The sequence below is a fragment of the Cylindrospermum stagnale PCC 7417 genome (assembly GCF_000317535.1).
GTDB classification, from domain to species: Bacteria; Cyanobacteriota; Cyanobacteriia; order Cyanobacteriales; family Nostocaceae; genus Cylindrospermum; species Cylindrospermum stagnale.
Genome location: NC_019757.1, coordinates 2,764,166 through 2,784,544, shown reverse-complemented (window position 1 = coordinate 2,784,544; position 20,379 = coordinate 2,764,166). Strand labels below are relative to the sequence as shown.

The following is a 20,379-nucleotide window of genomic DNA, read 5'->3' as shown; positions in this document are numbered from 1 at the left end:
TGCGCTGTGCTGTACTAGTATCATTAAAACCACATTGTAGAGATGTTTCATGAAATGTCTCTACTATGTGGTTTCGATTGAGATAACGGCAAAATGGGACACATTCCGGCTCAATGTCTATAACTCTGCATTCTTGACACCCAGCACCAGTAATTTAATCTCAAATAGCGATCTGCGCTTCGCAGCAGCGCTTCGCTATCGCCTCATTTTTGCCCAAGCGCTGTAGGTATTGGCTTTCCGCATTCGCACCCTTCATGATTCAGGAAAGTGCTGTATTTTTCTACCAATGCAACAAGTTGCGTCCCCGATTCTGCTAGTACTGCTTTTTTTCTTGTCCCTTGCTTACCAGGATTAACATGTCCTTGCTCTTGATACTGTTTCAACATTTTTTGCACAAAAGCTTTATCAACACCAAAGTTTACAGCTAACTTTCTAACTGAAATATCTCCTGAGTGATAAGAGGATGTCTGATTCGTATCGGAATTGATCTAGATCCCCCCTTACCCCCCTTTCCAAGGGGGGAATTGGAGTCAAAGTCCCCCAGAAGGGGAGCCAGCGCGGTCTTGGGGGTCTCCACGCCACTTGCTTTAAGCCGGGAAACCCGTCCAACGCAGTGGCTCCCCATGAGCGACTGGCGTGGATTTAGGGGGATCTACGGGTGCTTGATACATCACCAAAAAGTTTTCAGACATCCTCTAAGCATTGACTACTTTTTCTCTGAGATCAACGGAATATGGTTTCATAATAATAGCTTATCTATTTTACATTATTGTACTTACACGTTACTGGAAAGTGCTGTATTACCTAACCCTGGTTTTGCTATCGCTTTACCTGTCCCTCTCCAACGCATAGAGAGGGATGTCCGTCAGTAGAGGGTGAGATTTTGGAAGACTTTTCGCCGTGAAAAATCAAGTCAGGAATAGTTAGGTTAAATATATAGGTGTTTTTATGAAAAAATGGCAGATTTTTCAGCAAATGCAATGGCGATTGAGCCGATTTTTCAGCCGTAATACGCTTTTTGTCTTTGTCTGTATGATGTTGTTGTCAGAGTCGGTTGGTGTGACAGCAGATGCAAAAAGTTTGAAGCTTGCTCAACAACCAACGGCTACACCGCAAAATATCAATTCTGATGCACAGGCAAAGCAACTGTTACAGGAAGCAGACAAACTCTTTGAGCAAGGAACGGCAGCATCTCGGCAACAGGCCCTTGGTAAATACTTGGAAGTTCTGAAGATTTGGCAGAAGTTAGGCGATGGGCAACAGCACCCGCATAGCGATCGCCAAAATGAAGCTACAACTCTTTTCAGCATCGGTACGATCTACTATATCCAACGTGACAACCAACAGGCGCTGGAATATTTTAATCAGGCACTAGCAATTAGACGTGAACTCAAAGATCGCCTGGGAGTTCCGGTGTTGCTTCAGTCTATCGGTAATGCTTACGCTAACTTGGGTGAGAAGCAAAAAGCACTCTCATCTTACAACCAAGCTTTGTCATTATTTCAAGCTGAAAAACAAGCCTCTACAGCAGCTACTACCCTGGTGAGTATTGGTAGAGTTTATTTTAGTTTGGGCGAAACTCAGAAGGCACTTGACTCTTACAATCAAGCACTGTTGATTCAACGTACTGAGAAAGATTTTAATGGACAAGCTGAAACCCTGCAAATTATCGGTCAACTCTACACCCAATTGGGGGAACCGCAAAAGGCATTAGAGGTACTAAATCAGGCGCTGGAAATTCACCGAACAAGGCAGGATTTGGCTGGACAAGCTGATACTCTGACGATTATCGCTACACTCTACAACTCTTTGGGGGAGACTCAAAAGGCACTAGAATCTTTTAGCTTAGTGCTGGATTTGCAGCAAAAATCGCCACAATTGAACCCCGGCAGCCAAGCAGTAACTTTTATGAGTTTAGGCGGAACTTATTTGGCTGTGGGCGATTATCAAAAGGGGTTGGATTACTTTAACCAAGCGCTTGTGCTTTGGCAAAAGTTAGGAAACCGCTTTGGGGAAGCTGAGGTTCTGTCACAAATCAGTTTTTTGTATGACAAGTTAGGGCAAAAGCAGAAAGCCCTCGACTCTTTGAACCAAGGTTTGGTGTTACAGCGTGCTAATAAAAATCGCAATAGGGAAGCTTTCACGCTGGGCAATATCGCGGCAATTTATGAATCTTTGGGCGATTATCAGCAAGCACTGGACTTTTACAACCAAGCGTTAACTCTCCAGCGTCAAGTGAGCGATCGCCTTGAGGCAGCAAATACAATCAGCTATATCGCTAAACTATATAGTGCGTTGGGTGACTATAAATTAAGTATTGAAACTTATAACCAAGCGCTGGATGTGTTTCGGAAAATTGGCGATGGCACTAAGGTTGCCCAAACCCTAGATAATATTGGCAGCGTTTACCGAACAACCCAAGATTATCCCAAGTCGCTGGAATATTACAACCAAGCGCTGAAACTGTGGCAGGAACAGGGGGCAGTCTTTCAGGAATTCACCACACTCACAGGCATCATTAGGGTTTATGAGTCGTTGAAGGATTATCCCCAAGCGCTGGATGTTGCCAACCAAGCGCTTGCATTGTCACGCAAACAACAAAGTAGCTTTAGCGAAGCTTCTGCTTTGGCTTTATTGGGTAGAGTGTATCAAGCTTCAGGCGATTATCGAAAAGCATTCTTATTCTCTCAACAGTCTGTTTCTAGGTTCCAGACGCTAGGCATTCCTGTGGCCGAAGCCAACGTTCTGGGCAATATTGCTAAAGCTTATAATTCATTAAAGCAGCCGCAGCCAGCAATTGAACATTACAATCAGGAACTAAAAATCCGGCGCAAATTAGGCGATCGCACCGGAGTTGCCGCTACACAGTACAAAATCGCTGTGACAGAACGCGATCGCGGTAATTTTAATGCGGCTCGTACCCAAATAGAAGCCACAATTAAAATCGTTGAGGATATCCGCACTAAAGTTACTTCTCAAGAACTGCGTACTGCCTACTTTGCCACAGTGCAAGATTATTATCAGTTCTACATCGACTTGTTGATGCAGTTAGACAAACAGCAACCAGCGAAAGGATACGCTGCTCTAGCACTGCAAACGAGTGAACGCGCCCGCGCCCGTAGTCTTTTGGAACTGCTGACAGAAGCTAATGCCGATATTCGTCAAGGTGTAGCGCCAAAATTACTTTCCCAAGAACGCGACTTACAACAACAACTCGATGCATTAGAAAAACGCCAGATAGAGTTATTAACTGGTAAATATACTGAGGCACAGTCCCAAGCCCTAAAAAAAGAAAGTGAAGTACTTCTAGAACAATATCGACAAGTTCAAACGCAAATTCGCGCCACCAGTCCCCGTTATGCAGCGTTAACTCAACCGCAACCTCTGACACTGGCAGAAATTCAGCAGCAGGTACTTGATGACGACACTCTACTTTTAGAATATTCCCTTGGAACGGAACGCAGTTATCTTTGGGCAGTTACGAACAAAGGCATTACTAGTTATGAACTTCCCAAACGTGCAGATATCGAAGCTGCTGTGCAAAAGTTCCGTCAAGCCATAACCACCCCATATCGAAAAAATAGCCCAGCTTTCGATGCTTTATCTCAAATCATCCTGGCACCAGTAGCCGAGCAACTGGGACAGAAACGCTTAGTGATTGTCAGCGATGGTGCTTTACAATATGTGCCATTTACTGCTTTAACCATACCAAAATCACAAAAAAGCGGCAGCTATGAACCATTATTGCTAAACCACGAAATCATCTCTTTACCCTCAGCGTCTACTTTAGCCGTCCTCAGAGGTGAACACAAAGGGCGCAAACCAGCACCTAAGACATTAGCTGTGTTGGCAGATCCCATTTTTAGCGGTGATGATGAACGTCTCCAAGGTAAACGCCCACTTGCACCAACAAAAGGTAGTTTAGACAGTTTGGCTTTAAATAGATCCGCTAGAGATGCAAATATTAACTTTGCACGGTTGCAGTTTACGCGCCAAGAAGCCGAGCAAATTCTTTCTTTTGTACCGATTAGCGATCGCAAACCAGCTTTTGATTTTACTGCTAGTCGTACCACAGCCACCAGCAATGAGTTGAGTCAATATCGCATCGTCCATTTCGCTACTCATGGCATTCTCAACAGCAAGCAACCAGAATTATCAGGAGTCGTGTTGTCGCTATTTGACAATCAGGGTAAACCACAAAATGGCTTTTTGCGTCTGCACGATGTCTTCAACCTCAACCTACCAGCCGAACTGGTGGTACTCAGCGCCTGTCAAACCGGACTGGGAGAAGAAGTTAAGGGAGAAGGATTAGTGGGGTTGACAAGAGGATTTATGTATGCTGGTAGTTCGCGAGTTGTGGTGAGTTTGTGGAGTGTCGATGATCAGGCCACGTCGGAACTGATGAAGGTATTTTACCAAAAAATGCTGCAAGAAAAATTAAAGCCTGCCGTGGCACTCCGGTCTGCACAAATAGAAATGTGGCGCCATCAAAACTACGCCGCACCTTATTATTGGGCGGCTTTCACTTTACAAGGTGAGTGGCGGTGAGCAGATGGAAATGGCGCGACGTGCGCTTTCAAAACAACTTACTCTTGATTGCCATAGCGCACATTCTGCACTTCAATTAGGGAACTCCAACAAATAAATTATCCAATGATAGCCTGATGGCAATGTAGCAAAATAACGGTTATACTTGCTTCACCTGTCCATCATCTCTTGATTCTCATTCTTGAGCAATCGGTTTACGTATTATGATGCTAAAGAAATTTTATTTATTTGGAACAATCCTAACGACCATATCTTTGGGGCATATCTCTCGTGAATCTGCATTGGCAGCTTTTGTCGATGTTACTGAGGTGACTCCTCCAGGTGCTCCTAGTAACTGTGAGCCTTATACCACAGTATTTCCAGGCTTTAAGTATAAAGGAAAGATTGTTTCTCATTCAGGAGCGCCTTACAACCTGTTAATTTATGGTAATAACAGTAAAAAGCAACCTAAATTCTTATACAGAGTGTATAACCCAGAAGGTTCATTAGTGGGCGACCTGTTTTTTATCATTAACCCTGCTACCAAAAAAACATTTAAGGTTACAGTGCATTCTTGTGGATTGCCTACAAAAAACTATCCAATTATTGGAGTAAACTTTGGTAACTCCACATATAAATACATAGCAATTTTAGGATTCCAAGAATTCACGGTCAACAACACTGCTCTCCTACCTGTAGAAGTATCAGTTTTTTCTAAATTTCAAGGCCCAAAAGATTAGGTAAGGAACTTCCAAATAATAAATTGTCTCAACTTCCCCTAAGGAAATTATCGCAGTGTTCCTTGGGCGAACCCTCCCACCAATACAATCAGGGAAAACAAGCGAGCGCCTACAGTATACTTGACTATTCAATCAAGTATCGGCTGGTTTTATGATCGCTCTTGACACTGAAGGTCATTTCCTGCGGCTGATGCGACACACCCAGACCGAGCTAGAAATGTTTAACCTCTGCGTTGGCGCAGCCTACCGTAGGTAATCGCTTTCTCCTTGCTGATTTGACACAGACTTTAGCCCTAGCACCCTACTCAGGCGTGTAGCTAGTTTCTGGCTTAATCTTTAGTTTTTATTGGTAGTGTCAAAACAAATTCTGTGCCTTTTTTTAGGGTTGAATTAAAATCAAGTTGACCTTTATGTAGTTCAGTCACAATTTGGTAGCTGATAGATAAACCCAATCCAGTTCCTTTACCCACCGTTTTAGTAGTGAAGAAGGGGTCAAATAATCTTGATTTAATTGTCTCTGGAATTCCGAGACCATTGTCGGCAATTGATATCATGATCTGATTCCCAGCTATCAGACGAGTATAAATCGAAATTGTGTTGGGATGTGCAATAATTTCTTCAGGCGTCCGCTGCTGATTTGCTTCTTCTAACGCATCAATCGCATTAGACAAGATATTCATAAATACCTGATTTAGTTGACCGGGATAGCATGAAACCAAAGGTAGTTGTTCATATTCTCGAATCAATCGAATGCCATTTGGATTTTCTGGAGTTGCTCTCAAGCGGTTATTTAAAATCACCAGCGTGCTATCAATTCCTTCATGAATATCAACTTCTTTAAAACTGGCTTCATCAAATCGAGAAAAAATTCCTAGTGATTTGATAATTCCAGCAATTCGCTCTGCTCCAACATGCATTGATTGAAATATTTTTTCTAAATCTTTTTTGAGAAAGTCTAGTTCGATTGCTTCAAGTTCTTGTTTAATTACATCGACTGGTTCAGGGTAAGACTGCTGATATAGTTGAATTAGTCTGAATAAATCTTGAAAATAATTATTAGCATAGGGCAAGTTTCCGTAGATAAAGCTAATGGGATTGTTAATTTCGTGGGCGATACCAGCAATCAAAACGCCAAGAGCAGACCTTTTTTCAGATTCAACAAGTTTTACCTGCAATGCTTTGAGGTTTTCTAGGGCGATTTCTAGCTCACGGCTGCGGTTTGCTAAAGTGGTTTGCGACTCTTCCAACTCTCGAATCACACCTTTGAGGATAGCCTCGCTGCGTTCACTGGCGTCCTCTAGTTGGTATCGATCTTCTTCAGAACGCTCTAGTTTTTTTTTCAGAATCCGAATTTCTTTTTCTAATCTCTTAATTTGCTCTTCATTGTCTGCGGATTCCATAAACTGTTATTTTGTACCTAGAATTAGACTAACAAATGTCTCTTGGTGATAATAATTTAACCCCTGTAAATTCATGGGCACAAATTCACCGTAAGTATAAAAACCGCAGATAGGTATTGTTTGCTCTAGGACGTTTTTTACAAGATTAAATTCTTCTTTAGCTCTCGTACCCAAAATCCAACGGCGACAGCAACAAGAAAATAGCAAAACAGCTTCTGGTTCTGTGCCTGGATAGTTTTCTAAAGCCATCTTTAAGGAAGTTTCAGCGGCGGCAATTATTTCATTCCGACTACTTTCAGTGACTTGTACTACTGCTTGCTCAGGAATATTACAAAGAAAATTAATGCTGCCTGTTTCCGGATCGCAACTATTAGGAACCCTCATGTAATAGTACTCGCTATCTTGTTCATAAACAGCTAGTCCATTTTCAGGACTTGGTAGGCGATCACCTAAATAGCGTTGGTAAAATTCGAGTGCAGGTTTTCCATCAATCTCATATAGAACTGTTCCCTGAGATTTAGTGACAATACTTTTGTTTCCAATCGGTTGCAACCCACATCCTTTTCCGTAGGAAAATTGCAAATCTCCAGAAAATATCAGAACGGGTAGAGCATCAGTGAGTACTTCAGTTCGGCAAAATTGATAAGTTGTTTGCATCCTGAATTGATCTCCAGCCATACCACCAATAATCGGTATCTGTGAACCTAAAGCTAACTCCAATCCGCTAAGAATCGCATCACTGCTGGTGATTGAACCGTCTGCTGTATAGCTAGCGGGTAGGGTAATACAAAGTTTGGGCGGTGTGCTACTGTTTTCAGTTGCTTGTTGCACTGCTTGTTGAGCAGCAGTCAGCGGATTCTCTTTGGTTTCATATCCTACTCCTGCATGGATTTCTACCGTATCAGAGCAGAAAAGCATGAGTGTGAGAGAGTCTTGTTGAAAACCCAATATTGAGGACATCTCTCCATCTGTGGTACAACCAATCAGTTCGATTTCAGGAAACATCTGATTGATTGCTTGGAGGATTAGGCTATGTTCAAAATCAATGGCAGCAAATAACAGACCGGCTTGAGGAAGATTGCCTGTCAAGGCTTTGATGCATTGAGCTAGGACTTCCTCAATAGCACCTTGAGAATCAGGATCTTCACTGTGACCAACAGCAACTTTTAGCATTGTCACATTCTAGCAAGTTTGCCTTACTTTTGAATTTAGCTGAAACAGCTTTCATCCCCGCGCTCAACCTGTACTCAGGTGAGCGTCGGGATGAATGCGAGTGAGCCGCCGATTCCACCCGTCCACTAGATGCATTGGCACAGCCAGCGGGAGATGGGCGTCGGTATGAGTAGGTGAACAAATTCCTTGCTTTCTCCAGTATTATCGCCTAAGATGCTCTTAGAGCAATCAAAGAAGCCATCTAAGTCTTGTGCTAAAAGCTGTCAAAGTCCGAATCTATCCAACAAAAGCCCAGCAAGCTCATCTTGCTCAGGCTTTCGGTTGTGTACGTTGGGTTTGGAATCAGTCTTTGGCTACGATGACAGCGACATACCTTGAGACTGGCAAAGGTGTTACAGCCATGACAATGAAGAAGTTCATACCTTTATGGAAGGCTGAATTTCAATGGTTGTCCGAGTGCTACTCCCAATGCCTTCAACAGTCTGTGTTAAATCTAGGTGTGGCATTTGGCAACTTCTTTGATGGTCGGGCAATGTATCCCACATTCAAGAACCGCCAAGGAAAACAGTCAATCCAGTACCCTCAAAATGTCAAAGTCTTGAACAATTGTCAGATTAAATTCCCTGGCAAGTTGGGTACTGTTAAAGCCAAGGTTCATAGAGATATTCAGGGTACAGTTAAAACTGTGACTTTATCCAAAAATCCTGACAGTAGATATTTTGCTTCGATGCTAGTAGATGATGGGATTGAATGCCCAGAGTCTAGTAGTAAAGGTAATGTGATTGGTATAGATATAGGTCTAACTGATTTCGCTGTCACCTCTGAAGGCTCAAAATATCAACACCCTAGAGCGACAAAGAAGTACGAAAGGAATCTAGCTCGTAAGCAAAAAAAACTGTCTCGCAAGAAGGATAAAACGACCAACAATCGTCGCCAAGCAAAGCTTGCGGTAGCCAAGGTTCATTCCAAAATCAAAAGAGTCCGCGAAGACTTTCTACACAAACTATCACGCAAGATAGTAGACGAAAACCAAGTCATAGTGGTAGAAAATTTGGCAGTCAGAAACATGGTCAAGAACCGCTGCCTAGCCAAGGCAATATCTGATGCTGGCTGGGGAATGTTTTGTACCATGCTCAAGTACAAAGCCGAAATGCTGGGCAAAGTCTATCTAGAAATAGGTCGATTCTTTGCTTCAACTCATCTTTGCTTCCATACCTTGAAGCCACTGCCAAAAATGGATTTGTCTGTGCGTGAATTTGATTGTCCGCACTGTAAAGAGCGACACGACAGAGACATTAATGCGGCGAAAAATATTAAAAATGAAGGCTTGCGTGTATTGGCGTTGGGGACCAGCGTTATTGCTCCTGAAGGCTATGTAAGACCAAAACAGTATGGGCGTAAGTCTACTACTGTGGCGGCTGTGGTTGTTGAAGGGAGAAGCCCACACTCTACCCGCTGAGGGTGAGTGTGTGGTAGTTCACTATTCAAATTGTAGGGCATGAAAAACTCATCAAAGATCATTCCCTTGACGCCACCCACTAACAAATGCCACTACCCCCAAGGCTGCTAACGCTAACGCCCCCCACCTTAGCGGGGGATTCATATCCAACCAATCGAAAAAAGTTGGGATTGTCAAGTTTCTAAAGTCTCCCTCTACTCTGTCGTAGCCGGGAATCGGTGCAAATACATTATCTGGCGCATCTTCTGATTTTGGCTCATCGGTGCGCTGTCCCGAAAATGCGATCGCTAAAAACAGCGCATCCACTAATTCAGGAGAGATGCGTTGCAGCAGATCTAATACTTTGCCTGTATCCCCAACGATAAAATCTCGCTTCGGGTGTTCAGCAACATAAACAATGGCATCGGCAACAATATCTGGTTGGTAATATGGTGGTATTCCCGTCGGTTTCACCCCTAGCTTGGTGCGAACTTTGTTGTAATAAGGTGTATTAATCACCGAAGGTCTGACAGAAGTGACACTAATCGGCCATTTTTCCTGTTGCAATTCCACCCGCAAGGCTTCTAAAAAACCTTCTAAACCATGTTTGGCGGCAGAGTAGGGACTTTGCAACGGTAGAGCACGCCTACCCTCGACTGAGGAAATATGAATCAGCGCCCCTCGTCCCTCTTGTTTGAGGTAGGGTAGGGCGGCCATTGCCCCATGTACCTGTCCCATCAAAGTCACATCAACGACGCGGGCAAATTCCTCTGGTGTGATTTTCTCAAAGGGGGCGAGTATACCTGTAGCCGCAGCATGAACCCAAGTATCTAATCTTCCGTATTCTGCCACGGCTTTGTCGGCGATCGCTTTTACCTGCTGAAAGTCACTGACATCTGCAATCACAGATATCACTTGACCGCCATTGCCACGGATTTGCTCCACCAAGGACTTTAGCCCTGGTTCGCTACGTGCTGCAACTACTAAGGAAGCCCCACCATGGGCAAACTTCAGCGCTGTTTCTCGCCCGATCCCACTGGAAGCCCCAACGATGACCACTACCTGCTGATTAATTGGCTTCAATTGCATGGTAAATATTCTGGGTCTACTTCTTCCATGTGATACGTTGGATTGGCGTTCGCTTCATCCCTCACAAGACTTATGCCGAGAGCTTATACCAATTTTAGATTTTGGATTGGAAACCGCTTGGTGTATCTGGGGTATCTCGCTTCCATCTGTCGCCATCATTTTTTAACGACTAAGTTGGAAATTGCTTCAACTAGCTTATCTGGCTCTACAGGCTTAGGAATATGTTTTTCAAAGCCTGCTTTTAGTGCCTGCTGATAGTTAATTTCTCCAGCATAAGCGGTGAGTGCGATCGCCGGAATCAGCCCCCCCTTGTCTGGAGGCAGGGTTCGCACTTGCTGAATTAGCATATAGCCATCTTCTTCTGGCATACCAATATCGCTCAATAGCACGTCTGGCCGAGATTGAGTTAAAGCGGTTAGCACCTCCCTGGCTGAGGCTACTACTCTCACACTAGCTCCATACTGCTCTAGCAGGAAAGCAATAAACTCCCGTGTATCGACATCATCATCCACTACTAAAATTTTTACACCACTCAAATCTAGGGATTGCCGAGATTGTTGAGATTCTTGGTTTGTCTCGGGTAGAGGTAGTATCAGCGGGAGTAGCACTGTAAAGGTGGTTCCCTGTCCAACTCCCAAACTCTGTGCCTGAACTGTGCCGCCATGCAGTTCGACTAAATGACGGACAATCGCCAGCCCTAACCCCAATCCACCAAACTTTCTGGTTGTCGTCGCATCTGCTTGGCGGAAGTAGTCAAAGACATAAGGCAAAAAGTCTGGAGATATGCCTTTACCCGTATCGCTGACAGTGATCTGGGCTTGAGAGCCAAGCCGTTCGAGTTGAATGTTCACCAGTCCGCCGACATCGGTGAATTTGACAGCGTTGGAGAGGAGATTCCAAATCACTTGCTGCAATCGGCTAGGATCACCGGAAACTTTGCCTACATTCGGTTTAAACATTGTCTGTATTTGAATAGACTTGGCAACCGCAGCTAGCCGCACTGTTTCGATTGCGCCTTGAATCATCGATGTCAAATCGACCTGGCAGATATTCAGGCTGAGTTTGCCTTGTAAAATTTTAGAGACATCTAGTAAATCGTCAATCAGTTCAGCCTGCAATTTGGCATTACGTTCAATCACAGTTAGGGCTTGATGGGTTTTGGCTGCATCGAGCGAATGGGTTTGCAGCAACTGTGACCAGCCTAAAATCGGGCTAAGAGGCGATCGCAATTCATGGGAAAGCACTGCCAGAAATTCATCCTTGACCCGATTAGCTTGCTGAGATGCTTCATAGAGTTGAGCATTATCGATTGCTGAGGATGCCATCTGAGCCAGTTGCACTAAAATGGCTTCATCTTCTGGAGTGAAATCACCCTCGTATTTGTCTGAGAGTTGAATTAAACCGAGGTTCTTGCCGTTACGGCTGGTGAGAGGTGCAGCTAGCCAACCACGCATAGGAGGATGTTTACTTTCTTCCAAGCTAAACCCATGCCAATTTGGATGCGCTTCTAGTTCAGCTTGAGTCATTCGCGTAACACGTTGCGTACGACAGACGAGTGTATAGATACCAGAGCCATCTGGCTGCTGATTGTAATCGCGCCACTGTGCATACTTATCTGAGAGAGACACCGTATGGATTGCTTGTGCCCAGTTATCACTATCCGTCATACTGGTAACAGATTGATGAGTGGCGATGATTTCGCGAGCTTGGTCTGTGATTAGCCGCAGCCGTTCGTTGAGCGATAGGGTGGAGTTGATCGTGAGAGATGCTTCAGCCAGCTTTTGTAACAGGCGGGTCTGCTGTTGCTCGCGAGCTAGGAGTTGAGCGCGTTCTGCTTCAAAGTGCTTGCGTTCAGTGATGTCTATACAGGAACCGACATAACCAACAAAGCTACCGTCTGGTGTAAACCGAGGGACGCCGATATCTAAAATCCAGCGATACTCTCCATCAAAGCGCCGCAGGCGATATTCCATCATGAACTTTTGACGGGCATCAAAGGCAGTAGCATAGGTATCTATGCAATGTTCTAGCTCATCAGGATGGACGCCTTCCAGCCAACCGTTACCCATTTCTTGTTCCAGAGTCCGCCCGGTAAAGTCGAGCCAAGCTTGACTGAAGTAATAGCAGAGTTTATCGAGTCCAGACATCCAGATCAATACAGGAGCTGAGTCTGCCAGGATCTCAAACCGTGCTTCACTCTCCTGCTGTGCCTCATAAGCCTGCTGGCGATCGCGGAGCGCCGCAAGTTGTTCGCTCATGTCGCTGACCAACGCCACAAATCCTTCCACATTTCCTTGGCTGTCAAGTCGGGGAACGTAAGTGGCGCTGATGTATCGTGTTCCACCATCTTTGAAAGGAACCTGACTCTCAAAGGTGACTTGCCCTCCTGCTAATACCTGCTCTACGTAGGGACGAATCACTTGATATGCCGATTCGCCCAAAACCTCCCACAGATGCTTACCATAGATGTCTGCTGCGTTCTTGCCAAACCATTCTTCGTAAGCCCGATTATTGAAGCGATAGCACTGCTCGGAATCTACAAAGGAAATCAAAACTGGGACTGTATTCGTGATCAAGCGAAGTTCTGTTTCGCGCTGCCTTAGCGCCTCCTCGGCTTGTTGTCGCTCTAGTTCAGTCACAATCCGCATCGCAAAGAGCGTGAGCAGGGCGGATGCTAGTTGGACGTTTTCTAGAGGTTTTCGTCCCATGACACCAAGCAATCCTAGGGGAGTGCCTGTAGAGTCGAAAAACGGAATCGCCACATAACTTTCTACTTCCATCTGCGCCAGCATCTGGGCGTCGGCAAATTGAGCTTGCACTCCACGGGGATAGCAGCAGATTTTTTTTTGCTGAATCACTTCTTGACAAGGCGTGTCACGCAGCAAATATTCAAAGTTGTCCACGACCTGACCTTGTTCACAAGCAGCTATGGTTTTCACTGCCTCTGGCTCATCACCAATCACCAGACCGATGTAGGCATAATCCATCCCTAAAACTTGGGTGAAGTGTTGCACTAGAGACAATAAAAATGCCTCGCCGGTGACTGCTGAAACTCCCTGAGTCACCTGTAGCAAGGCAGCATCTATCTGGGCGATTCTCCCAGATGCTAGTCGTAGCTCTAGTTCATCTACAACCATTGCGGCTAGGTCGGTCAGGGTGGCTTTTTGCTCAACACTCAACTGTTGCCGTGGCTTGCTATCTAACAGACACAGGGTACCCAAGTTAAAGCCATCATGGGTGAGCAAGGGGGCACCTGCGTAGAAACGAACGCCTTGTTCATCCTGCACTAAAGGATTATTCACAAAGCGATCATCTTTTGTGGTATCTGGAATGACTAAAATCTCGTTCAGCCAAACTGCAAAGTTGCAAATGGTCGCTTCCCTGTTAATTTCACGAGTGTCGCACCCGACGCTAGATTTGAACCAGACCCTCGATTCGTCTACCAGGGAAACCAGTACAGTTGGGATGTCAAATAGCCGCGCAGCCAGAACTGTGATGCGATCAAAAGCAGCTTCGGGTGGAGTGTCGAGAACATTGTACCGATAAAGTGCTGTTAAGCGTTCGACTTCGTTCGCGGGTAGGGGAGCTTGGCTTAAAGCCTTTTCGGGCAATGCTTCAGTCATAGTAGGTTTTCAGTATGTCCGATAGCTTTGAGGATGTTACGCGACTAATCCACCTCGCAAAGCACGAACTGCTATCTGAGTGCGGTCACTGACGCATAGCTTATTCAGAATACTCCGAACGTGTGTTTTAACTGTACCTACTGAAATGTATAGTTGCTCGGCAATCGCCGCGTTACTGCATCCGTCGACAATCAGCCGCAAAACATCTAATTCTCGTGGTGTCAGGGGAAAGCTTTCGACAATCTGGCTATATTTTGCTGGCAAGCCGTTGATGGCAATTGTGTCAGGTAGAGCATTTCCGTCGCCAGCAATGGAAGTTTTTTGAGTCTGCTGCAAGACGATTCGAGCAATTGTTGGGTCAATCCAGGCATTTCCACTAGCGGTGCTTCGCAAAGCATCTACCAATTTATCAATGCTGGCATCTTTCATACAGTAAGAGTCTGCCCCAGCAGCAAAGGCAGCGAGAACAGTTTCTGGACTATCCTGCATGGTCATAATCAAAATTTTGGTTTCAGAAATTTGTTCTGGATCTGTTGAATTTTTGAAGTGTTGGGTCAACTCAATCCCGCTCATATTAGGCAGACCGACATCAACTATCGCTACATCTGGTTGGGTGGCGTTTAGTAGCTTTAGACCAGACTCGGCATCTCTAGCATCGCCGACGACTTCAAAGTTATCCACTTTCTGCAATGCAGCACGGATACCAACTCGTGTAAGGTCGTGATCTTCAATTAAAACTACACGGATTGTATTCATTGCCAAGCCTCAATTTTTGCCTAAACTACAGAGAAAAAGTTTAAAACCACCTATTGGGGTGATTTTAATCTGGCTAAAAGATTATAGAGGTATATCTTAACTCGGTTCCATACACCCTAAGATAAGTATATGAATTCAATCCATCTTCCCTTGGTAAGAGAATGGAGCGAATTACCTACTAGCATTTACCTACTTATTCACTTTTTCTAGGTAGAAAATAGTGAAGTTGTGGCTTGTTCTAACACTTTTAACCCGCGTAAGGAACCACGAATCAACCGAGTTGCAGCTAAAGGTTGGCGGAAAAATGCGATCGCTATTTCTAAGGGTTTTAGTGAACCATCCAGGCTAATGGCTGATGTTAAATCGGGTATATCGTGCTGGGCGTTGTCGCTGACTACTCGCAATATGGCGAGGGTTGGGAAAAACTCTAGGGCGGCATATCCTTCCATATCTACTACATCAGCACCAGTGTTCTCACTTAGATAACGTTTTTCGGCTGCTGACCAAATTAGGCGATCGCTTGTTAATGATTTGACAAGTGTTACTTTATCTGGTATATGGGTTTGAATCTGTGCGGTGAGTGTGTTGTTACACTTTTGCAGTTTTCCCTGATAATTACAATCTTTGTACAACACGACATCCCCAACTGTGTGGTGTGTCTGCAAGCTTCCACATAAACCCATCAGCAATATTCTATTTTTCTCTCCTGTCCACTGTTGCAAGTATTGGCGTAGGGGCTGTACTCCTACGGGAATCGCTATGACGTTGGGTTTTTCACCGCTGGCTCGGTTTAAGCCGCGTTTCACTGCTTGATATTCTGCTCCTTGGGGAACAATTATTGTGTTGATGGGTGGGGTGTTAAGCATTTTGTAACGAACCGCTCCAGGCGCAGAGGACGCAGAGGAAGAGGGGAGAAGGAAGAAGAGTTACGATTCGCTTGCTTTTTGTTTCAAATCCGTCACGCGTGTCGTATCTAATTGATATGAGGAAGAGGGAAGAAGAGTTAAGATTCGCTTTTTGTGTCGTTAGTATATCTTTTTTAACGAACCGCCAAGACGCCAAGAACGCCAAGGAAGAGGGGAAAAGGAATATCAGCAAAAAACGCTTGCGGTGGTGTAAGGGCTGAAAGTGCTTGAACACAAGTGTTGTCAGTTAATCGGTTGTAGCTTTCTACGTTTCAAGCTGCTGTCTGCACGAAATCCAGCAGGGGCGGGAAGATTTTTGATTTATCCGCAGAGACAAGTATCAGCACTACATCGCCTGACGGTTGCTGACGAAGGTAGCTATATAGGACAGCAAAGGCTTTTGTCGTTAGGTAATGAGCATTTCTCAGCAAAACTACAACTTTGGAATTTTTATCAGTTGTAAGTAATGTTTGTATCTGATTTACTAGCTTTTCTATGTCTTTGGCTTCATAAGCATCAACAGCATCAAAGTCTATCACCTGGTCGCATAAAAAAGATGTCACTGTGCATCCTCCGTTTTATCTATTGTATTTTGTTCGGTTTCGGCGATTTTTTCAAAGGTTCCATCAGCGCACCGTCGCCAGCCCTCTACAATTAAGTCATCTTCAGGATTCTGAGGTTTTGAGGAGTCGCGCCAGTCATAATTAATTGTAGTGTAAAAGCTGAAAGTGCTTTACCACAAGCGTTGTAAGTTAATCGGTTGTAGCTTTCCACATTTCAAGCTGCTGTTTGCAGGAAATCAAGAAGCGGCGGGAAGATTTTTGATTTATTAACTCGTTCAACTATGTTTTGGGTATGTCCCTGATTAGATAAAAATTGGATCAGCGGTAGGGGCACAGCATTGCTGTCTACGAATGGTCTGTATGGCAGACAATAGCTTTTATCAGCCATCCAAACGCCCAAACAACAACCGCTTGCTGTAGCATGACGTAAGTAATGGCGTCACTTGCTCGATGAATTTTTAAGATGGTAAAGTCTAATAGCGCAAAATCAGCACGAGAGCGCTTTAATATTTCTAAATTAGCGATCGCACATTCTTGGCTCACGGTCTGCTTTTGGCTAGCCGTAACTATAGCCGGTATTTTAGCTTTCAGTTCCCTGAAGTATGCTTTGTTTCCTGATATTACCTTTCCGGTGGTGGTGGTGAATGCTCAAGCACCGCTAACTACGGCTTTGGATACGGAAGCAAAACTCACTCTTCCACTGGAAGAGCAACTGAAATCTCTGGAAGGAATTGACGAGATTCGCTCATCCACTTATCCAGGACAATCTGCTGTTAGTCTGGCTTTTGCTGTGGGGACGAATTTAGAAACAGCCACCAGCAACGCTGAATCTGTACTCAAAAAGTTGACTTTACCTCAAGGAGCAAATTATAAAATTATTCCCTTGAATTTAAATGAGTCGGCGGCTATTAGCTACGCCATTGAGAGTCCTTCGCGGAATCTCGGCGATTTGAGTAAATTGGCAAAAGAGCAAATCGTGCCGGCGATCGCTAAATTGCCTGGCGTTTTAAAGGTCTCTCTATTGGGCAATGCTAGCTCCGCTACGCCCCCAAGTGCCGCAAATGCAGCCCCCCAAGCAGGAGCAAATTTAATTCGGTTTAATGGCAAAGATGCCTTGGCTTTTCAGGTAATTAAACGCGGTAGCGCTAACACCTTGGAAGTTGTCAGCCTGGTAGAGAAGGAAGTCCAACGGCTACAGTCTAGCTTGAAGGATATCAAACTCTCTTTAGCCGCTACTCAGGCAAAATATATCCGCGATGCTACCAAGTCAACGATAGATGCACTCATTGAAGCGATCGCTTTGTCAATCATCGTCATCTATCCATTTTTATGGAATTGGCAAGCTACCCTAATTTCTGCCTTAGCGATTCCTGTCTCTTTGCTGGGAACGTTTATTGTGATGGCGATTTATGGCTTTAATTTAGAGACAATTACTTTGCTGGCACTGGCTTTGGTGATTGGCAGTATTGTCGATGATGCGATCGTTGATGTAGAAAACATCATGCGACACGTCGAAGATGGGGAAACTCCCCGGCAAGCTGCTTTGATTGCTACAAATGAAATTGGGCTAACTGTCACCGCTGCTACATTTACAGCGGTAGCGGTTTTTCTCCCCATAGGTTTGATGGGTGGGGTAATTGGTCAATTCTTTAAGCCATTTGGCATCACTGTCTCAGCAGCGATGCTCACTTCGATGATGGTAGCCCGGACTTTATCGCCGGTGCTGTGTATCTACTGGCTGAAACCCACAGCTTCCCGTTCTCCACGCCGAGAAAGCAATCTCTGGGCGGGTTTTGCCCAATCTTACCAAAACTTGTTGGGGTGGTCTTTGAGCCACCGAGGGATAGTTTTGGGGTTAGCTGTCCTCAGTTTTGTGGCTGGGATAGCGCTAATTCCCCTGATTCCTAAAGGATTTATTCCCAAACTCGACCGGGGTGAGTTCAATATAGTTTATACTGCTCCTCTGCCAAATATTCCTGATCAGGCTACTTTGCAGAAGCTAGCAGCACAGGCCGCACAGGCAGGAATTTCCCCTTCAATTCCCATCCCCAACCCGTTGAATGATTCTTTGGAGGTGGCGAAAAAACTGGAAGCGGTTGTGAGAAAGTCTCCCGCAGTGGAAACGGTATTTACTACTATTGGTTCTCGTGAGGGTGAGCCAAATAAAGGCACGCTTTATGTGAAGTTGAAGGAAAATCGGGAAATTAAAACTTCAGAACTTCAAGATCAGTTCCGTGCTTCTTTGCCTAATCTTTCTGGTGTCACAACCAGCGTTGAAGATATTCAATTTGTCGATACTGGTGGTCAAAAACCGCTTCAAATAGCTTTGCGGGGTGATGACCTGAAAGCACTCAGCAAAACAACCAAAGCAATTAAAGAGCGAATTGAGAAACTACCAGGATTTGCTGATGTCACCATTACAGGTGATACCAAACAAGACACAGTTTTTCAAATTGAGCATTTGAATAATCAGCGGGTGGCTTATATCGGTGCAAATTTGGGTAAGGATTTAACCTTGGGTAATGCTACAGATAAAGTCGTGGCTGAAGCTAAAGCTGTAATTCCCCCTGGTGTTTCTTTGGACTTGGGAGGAGATTCTGCCCGCCAAGGTGAGGTGTTTGGCAGTTTTGGCGCAACTTTGGGTTTATCGGCACTGTGTATTGTGGTGGTGCTGATTTGGCTGTTTAAAGGCTGGGTAGACCCTGTGGTAATTGGGGTTTCTTTACCTTTGGCATTGGTGGGGGCGATGTTGGCGTTACTGATTACCAAGAGTGATTTCGGGATGATTTCCCTGATCGGTTTTGTGTTTTTGCTGGGAATCACGAACAAAAACGCCATCTTGATTGTGGATTATATCAACCAGCTACGGGAATCTGGGTTAGACCGGACAGAGGCGATTCTCAAGGCTGGGCCAGTGCGTCTGCGACCAATTATGATGACTACAGCTTCGACTATTTTGGGGATGGTACCCATCGCTTTGGGTTTGGGTGCGGGTTCCGAATTGCGATCGCCTATGGCTGTAGCTATTGCCGGCGGTTTGGTAACATCCACTATCCTCAGTTTAATTGTTGTCCCAGTGGTTTACGCCATCTTAGATGATTGGTTTCCCCGGTTTAAGCAGAGGGAAAACCTGTGACGCAAGTATTTGTTACCGGGGGTACAGGTTTTGTTGGTGCCCATGTTGTGAGGTTGTTGTTACAAGAAGGATACACCGTTAAAGCTTTGGTACGCCCTAGCAGTAACTTGGGAAATCTCCGGGGTTTACCCGTAGAAATTGTCAAAGGCGATTTGAATCACCCGGATTTGTGGCAGCAAATGCAAGGTTGTCAATATCTATTTCATGTCGCTGCCCATTATTCTCTATGGCAAGTAGACAAAGAGCAACTTTACTTTGATAATGTCCAAGGTACGCGCAATGTTTTGGCAGCCGCCCAAAAAGCTGGAATTGAACGCACTGTGTACACCAGTTCCGTAGCCGCGATTGGGGTGGGGGCATCTGGTAAAGTCGTAGATGAAAGTTATCAGAGTCCCTTAGAGAAATTGGTGGGTGATTACAAAAAATCGAAGTTTCTCGCTGAACAAGTAGCGATCGCCGCCGCAAGTCTGGGACAGGAAATCGTTGTCGTCAATCCTAGCAGCCCCATTGGGTCAATGGATATCAAACCCACCCCAACCGGCGATATTATCCTGCGGTTTTTACGGCGACAAATGCCCTTTTATTTAGATACTGGTTTGAACTTTATTGATGTCCGAGATGTAGCCAGGGGGCACTTACTGGCGTTGCAAAAGGGAAAATCAGGCGATCGCTATATCTTAGGAAACCAAAACCTCAGCCTCAAGCAACTGCTAGAACAACTCGCCGAAATCACCGGCTTAAAACCACCCCAAAAATCTATCCCCCCTTGGATACCCTACAGCGCTGCTTGGGTTGATGAAAAAATCCTCGCACCTTTAGGTAAAACGCCCTCAGTACCTTTAGATGGTGTCCGCATGGCGAAACAACCTATGTATTATGATGCCTCTAAGGCTGTCCGCGAGTTGGGTTTACCTCAGTCTTCCCTGAATCTAGCACTCAAAGATGCTGTAGATTGGTTTGTCTCTCAAGGCTATGTCAATAAAAGCTAGTAGTAAGCCCAGTGCGTGCTTTTTAGTTTTGACTTGGACA

13 protein-coding genes are annotated in these 20,379 nt (G+C 44.9%); 6 read left to right on the top strand and 7 right to left on the bottom strand.

Going from position 1 to position 20,379, the window contains the following annotated elements; all coding sequences use genetic code 11:
* The first annotated feature begins 49 nt into the window (after positions 1–49).
* The 3 genes from CYLST_RS34405 to CYLST_RS11270 all read left to right on the top strand — a co-directional run bounded on the left by CYLST_RS34405 (position 50) and on the right by CYLST_RS11270 (position 5,267).
* On the top strand, positions 50–226 hold the full coding sequence (locus CYLST_RS34405) for a hypothetical protein (protein WP_015207854.1): 177 nt from the start codon (positions 50–52) through the stop codon (positions 224–226).
* A 722-nt stretch (positions 227–948) separates the two neighbouring features.
* Positions 949–4,548 carry a tetratricopeptide repeat protein gene (locus tag CYLST_RS11275; protein WP_015207853.1) on the top strand — a complete coding sequence of 1,200 codons (3,600 nt, stop codon included), beginning with the start codon at positions 949–951 and terminating at the stop codon, positions 4,546–4,548.
* 203 nt (positions 4,549–4,751) lie between these two features.
* Positions 4,752–5,267, top strand: coding sequence for a hypothetical protein (locus CYLST_RS11270; protein WP_015207852.1), 516 nt, complete (start codon positions 4,752–4,754; stop codon positions 5,265–5,267).
* 329 nt (positions 5,268–5,596) lie between these two features.
* On the opposite strand, the gene CYLST_RS11265 is transcribed toward CYLST_RS11270, so the two are convergent.
* Positions 5,597–6,667 (bottom strand): sensor histidine kinase, encoded by a 1,071-nt coding sequence (locus CYLST_RS11265; protein ID WP_015207851.1) that lies wholly within the window; start codon positions 6,665–6,667, stop codon positions 5,597–5,599.
* 6 nt (positions 6,668–6,673) lie between these two features.
* Positions 6,674–7,840: an FIST signal transduction protein gene (locus tag CYLST_RS11260; protein WP_015207850.1), complete on the bottom strand. Its 1,167-nt coding sequence runs from the start codon at positions 7,838–7,840 to the stop codon at positions 6,674–6,676.
* A 250-nt stretch (positions 7,841–8,090) separates the two neighbouring features.
* On the opposite strand from CYLST_RS11260, the gene CYLST_RS11255 reads away from it, so the two are divergent.
* Positions 8,091–9,299, top strand: coding sequence for an RNA-guided endonuclease InsQ/TnpB family protein (locus CYLST_RS11255; RefSeq protein ID WP_015207849.1), 1,209 nt, complete (start codon positions 8,091–8,093; stop codon positions 9,297–9,299).
* Positions 9,300–9,350: 51 nt separating this feature from the next.
* On the opposite strand, the gene CYLST_RS11250 is transcribed toward CYLST_RS11255, so the two are convergent.
* From CYLST_RS11250 to CYLST_RS11230, 5 genes are all read right to left on the bottom strand, one after another.
* A complete protein-coding gene (locus tag CYLST_RS11250) occupies positions 9,351–10,367 on the bottom strand; it encodes an SDR family oxidoreductase (RefSeq protein ID WP_015207848.1) in 1,017 nt (338 codons plus the stop codon).
* A 155-nt stretch (positions 10,368–10,522) separates the two neighbouring features.
* Positions 10,523–13,990, bottom strand: a complete 3,468-nt coding sequence (locus tag CYLST_RS32755; protein ID WP_015207847.1) for a GAF domain-containing protein — start codon at positions 13,988–13,990, stop codon at positions 10,523–10,525.
* A gap of 36 nt (positions 13,991–14,026) precedes the next feature.
* Entirely contained in the window at positions 14,027–14,746 is a 720-nt protein-coding gene (locus CYLST_RS11240; protein WP_015207846.1) for a response regulator, read from the bottom strand.
* Positions 14,747–14,952: 206 nt separating this feature from the next.
* The gene (locus tag CYLST_RS11235; RefSeq protein ID WP_015207845.1) at positions 14,953–15,612 is read right to left on the bottom strand and encodes a 5'-methylthioadenosine/S-adenosylhomocysteine nucleosidase family protein; all 660 of its coding nucleotides are present in this window, start codon (positions 15,610–15,612) and stop codon (positions 14,953–14,955) included.
* A 311-nt stretch (positions 15,613–15,923) separates the two neighbouring features.
* On the bottom strand, positions 15,924–16,214 hold the full coding sequence (locus CYLST_RS11230) for a hypothetical protein (RefSeq protein ID WP_041233065.1): 291 nt from the start codon (positions 16,212–16,214) through the stop codon (positions 15,924–15,926).
* 463 nt (positions 16,215–16,677) lie between these two features.
* On the opposite strand from CYLST_RS11230, the gene CYLST_RS11225 reads away from it, so the two are divergent.
* The gene (locus CYLST_RS11225) at positions 16,678–19,350 is read left to right on the top strand and encodes an efflux RND transporter permease subunit (protein ID WP_015207844.1); all 2,673 of its coding nucleotides are present in this window, start codon (positions 16,678–16,680) and stop codon (positions 19,348–19,350) included.
* The gene (hpnA, locus tag CYLST_RS11220) at positions 19,347–20,339 is read left to right on the top strand and encodes a hopanoid-associated sugar epimerase (RefSeq protein WP_015207843.1); all 993 of its coding nucleotides are present in this window, start codon (positions 19,347–19,349) and stop codon (positions 20,337–20,339) included. The genes CYLST_RS11225 and hpnA overlap by 4 nt, the downstream gene beginning before the upstream one ends.
* Positions 20,340–20,379 lie beyond the last annotated feature (40 nt).

Bases quoted from the DNA above. Each gene is read 5' to 3' on its own strand.
- CYLST_RS34405 (WP_015207854.1), top strand. From the start codon at position 50: ATGAAATGTCTCTACTATGTGGTTTCGATTGAGATAACGGCAAAATGG.
- CYLST_RS11275 (WP_015207853.1), top strand. From the start codon at position 949: ATGAAAAAATGGCAGATTTTTCAGCAAATGCAATGGCGATTGAGCCGA.
- CYLST_RS11270 (WP_015207852.1), top strand. From the start codon at position 4,752: ATGATGCTAAAGAAATTTTATTTATTTGGAACAATCCTAACGACCATA.
- CYLST_RS11265 (WP_015207851.1), bottom strand. From the start codon at position 6,667: ATGGAATCCGCAGACAATGAAGAGCAAATTAAGAGATTAGAAAAAGAA.
- CYLST_RS11260 (WP_015207850.1), bottom strand. From the start codon at position 7,840: ATGCTAAAAGTTGCTGTTGGTCACAGTGAAGATCCTGATTCTCAAGGT.
- CYLST_RS11250 (WP_015207848.1), bottom strand. From the start codon at position 10,367: ATGCAATTGAAGCCAATTAATCAGCAGGTAGTGGTCATCGTTGGGGCT.
- CYLST_RS32755 (WP_015207847.1), bottom strand. From the start codon at position 13,990: ATGACTGAAGCATTGCCCGAAAAGGCTTTAAGCCAAGCTCCCCTACCC.
- CYLST_RS11240 (WP_015207846.1), bottom strand. From the start codon at position 14,746: ATGAATACAATCCGTGTAGTTTTAATTGAAGATCACGACCTTACACGA.
- CYLST_RS11235 (WP_015207845.1), bottom strand. From the start codon at position 15,612: ATGCTTAACACCCCACCCATCAACACAATAATTGTTCCCCAAGGAGCA.
- CYLST_RS11225 (WP_015207844.1), top strand. From the start codon at position 16,678: ATGGTAAAGTCTAATAGCGCAAAATCAGCACGAGAGCGCTTTAATATT.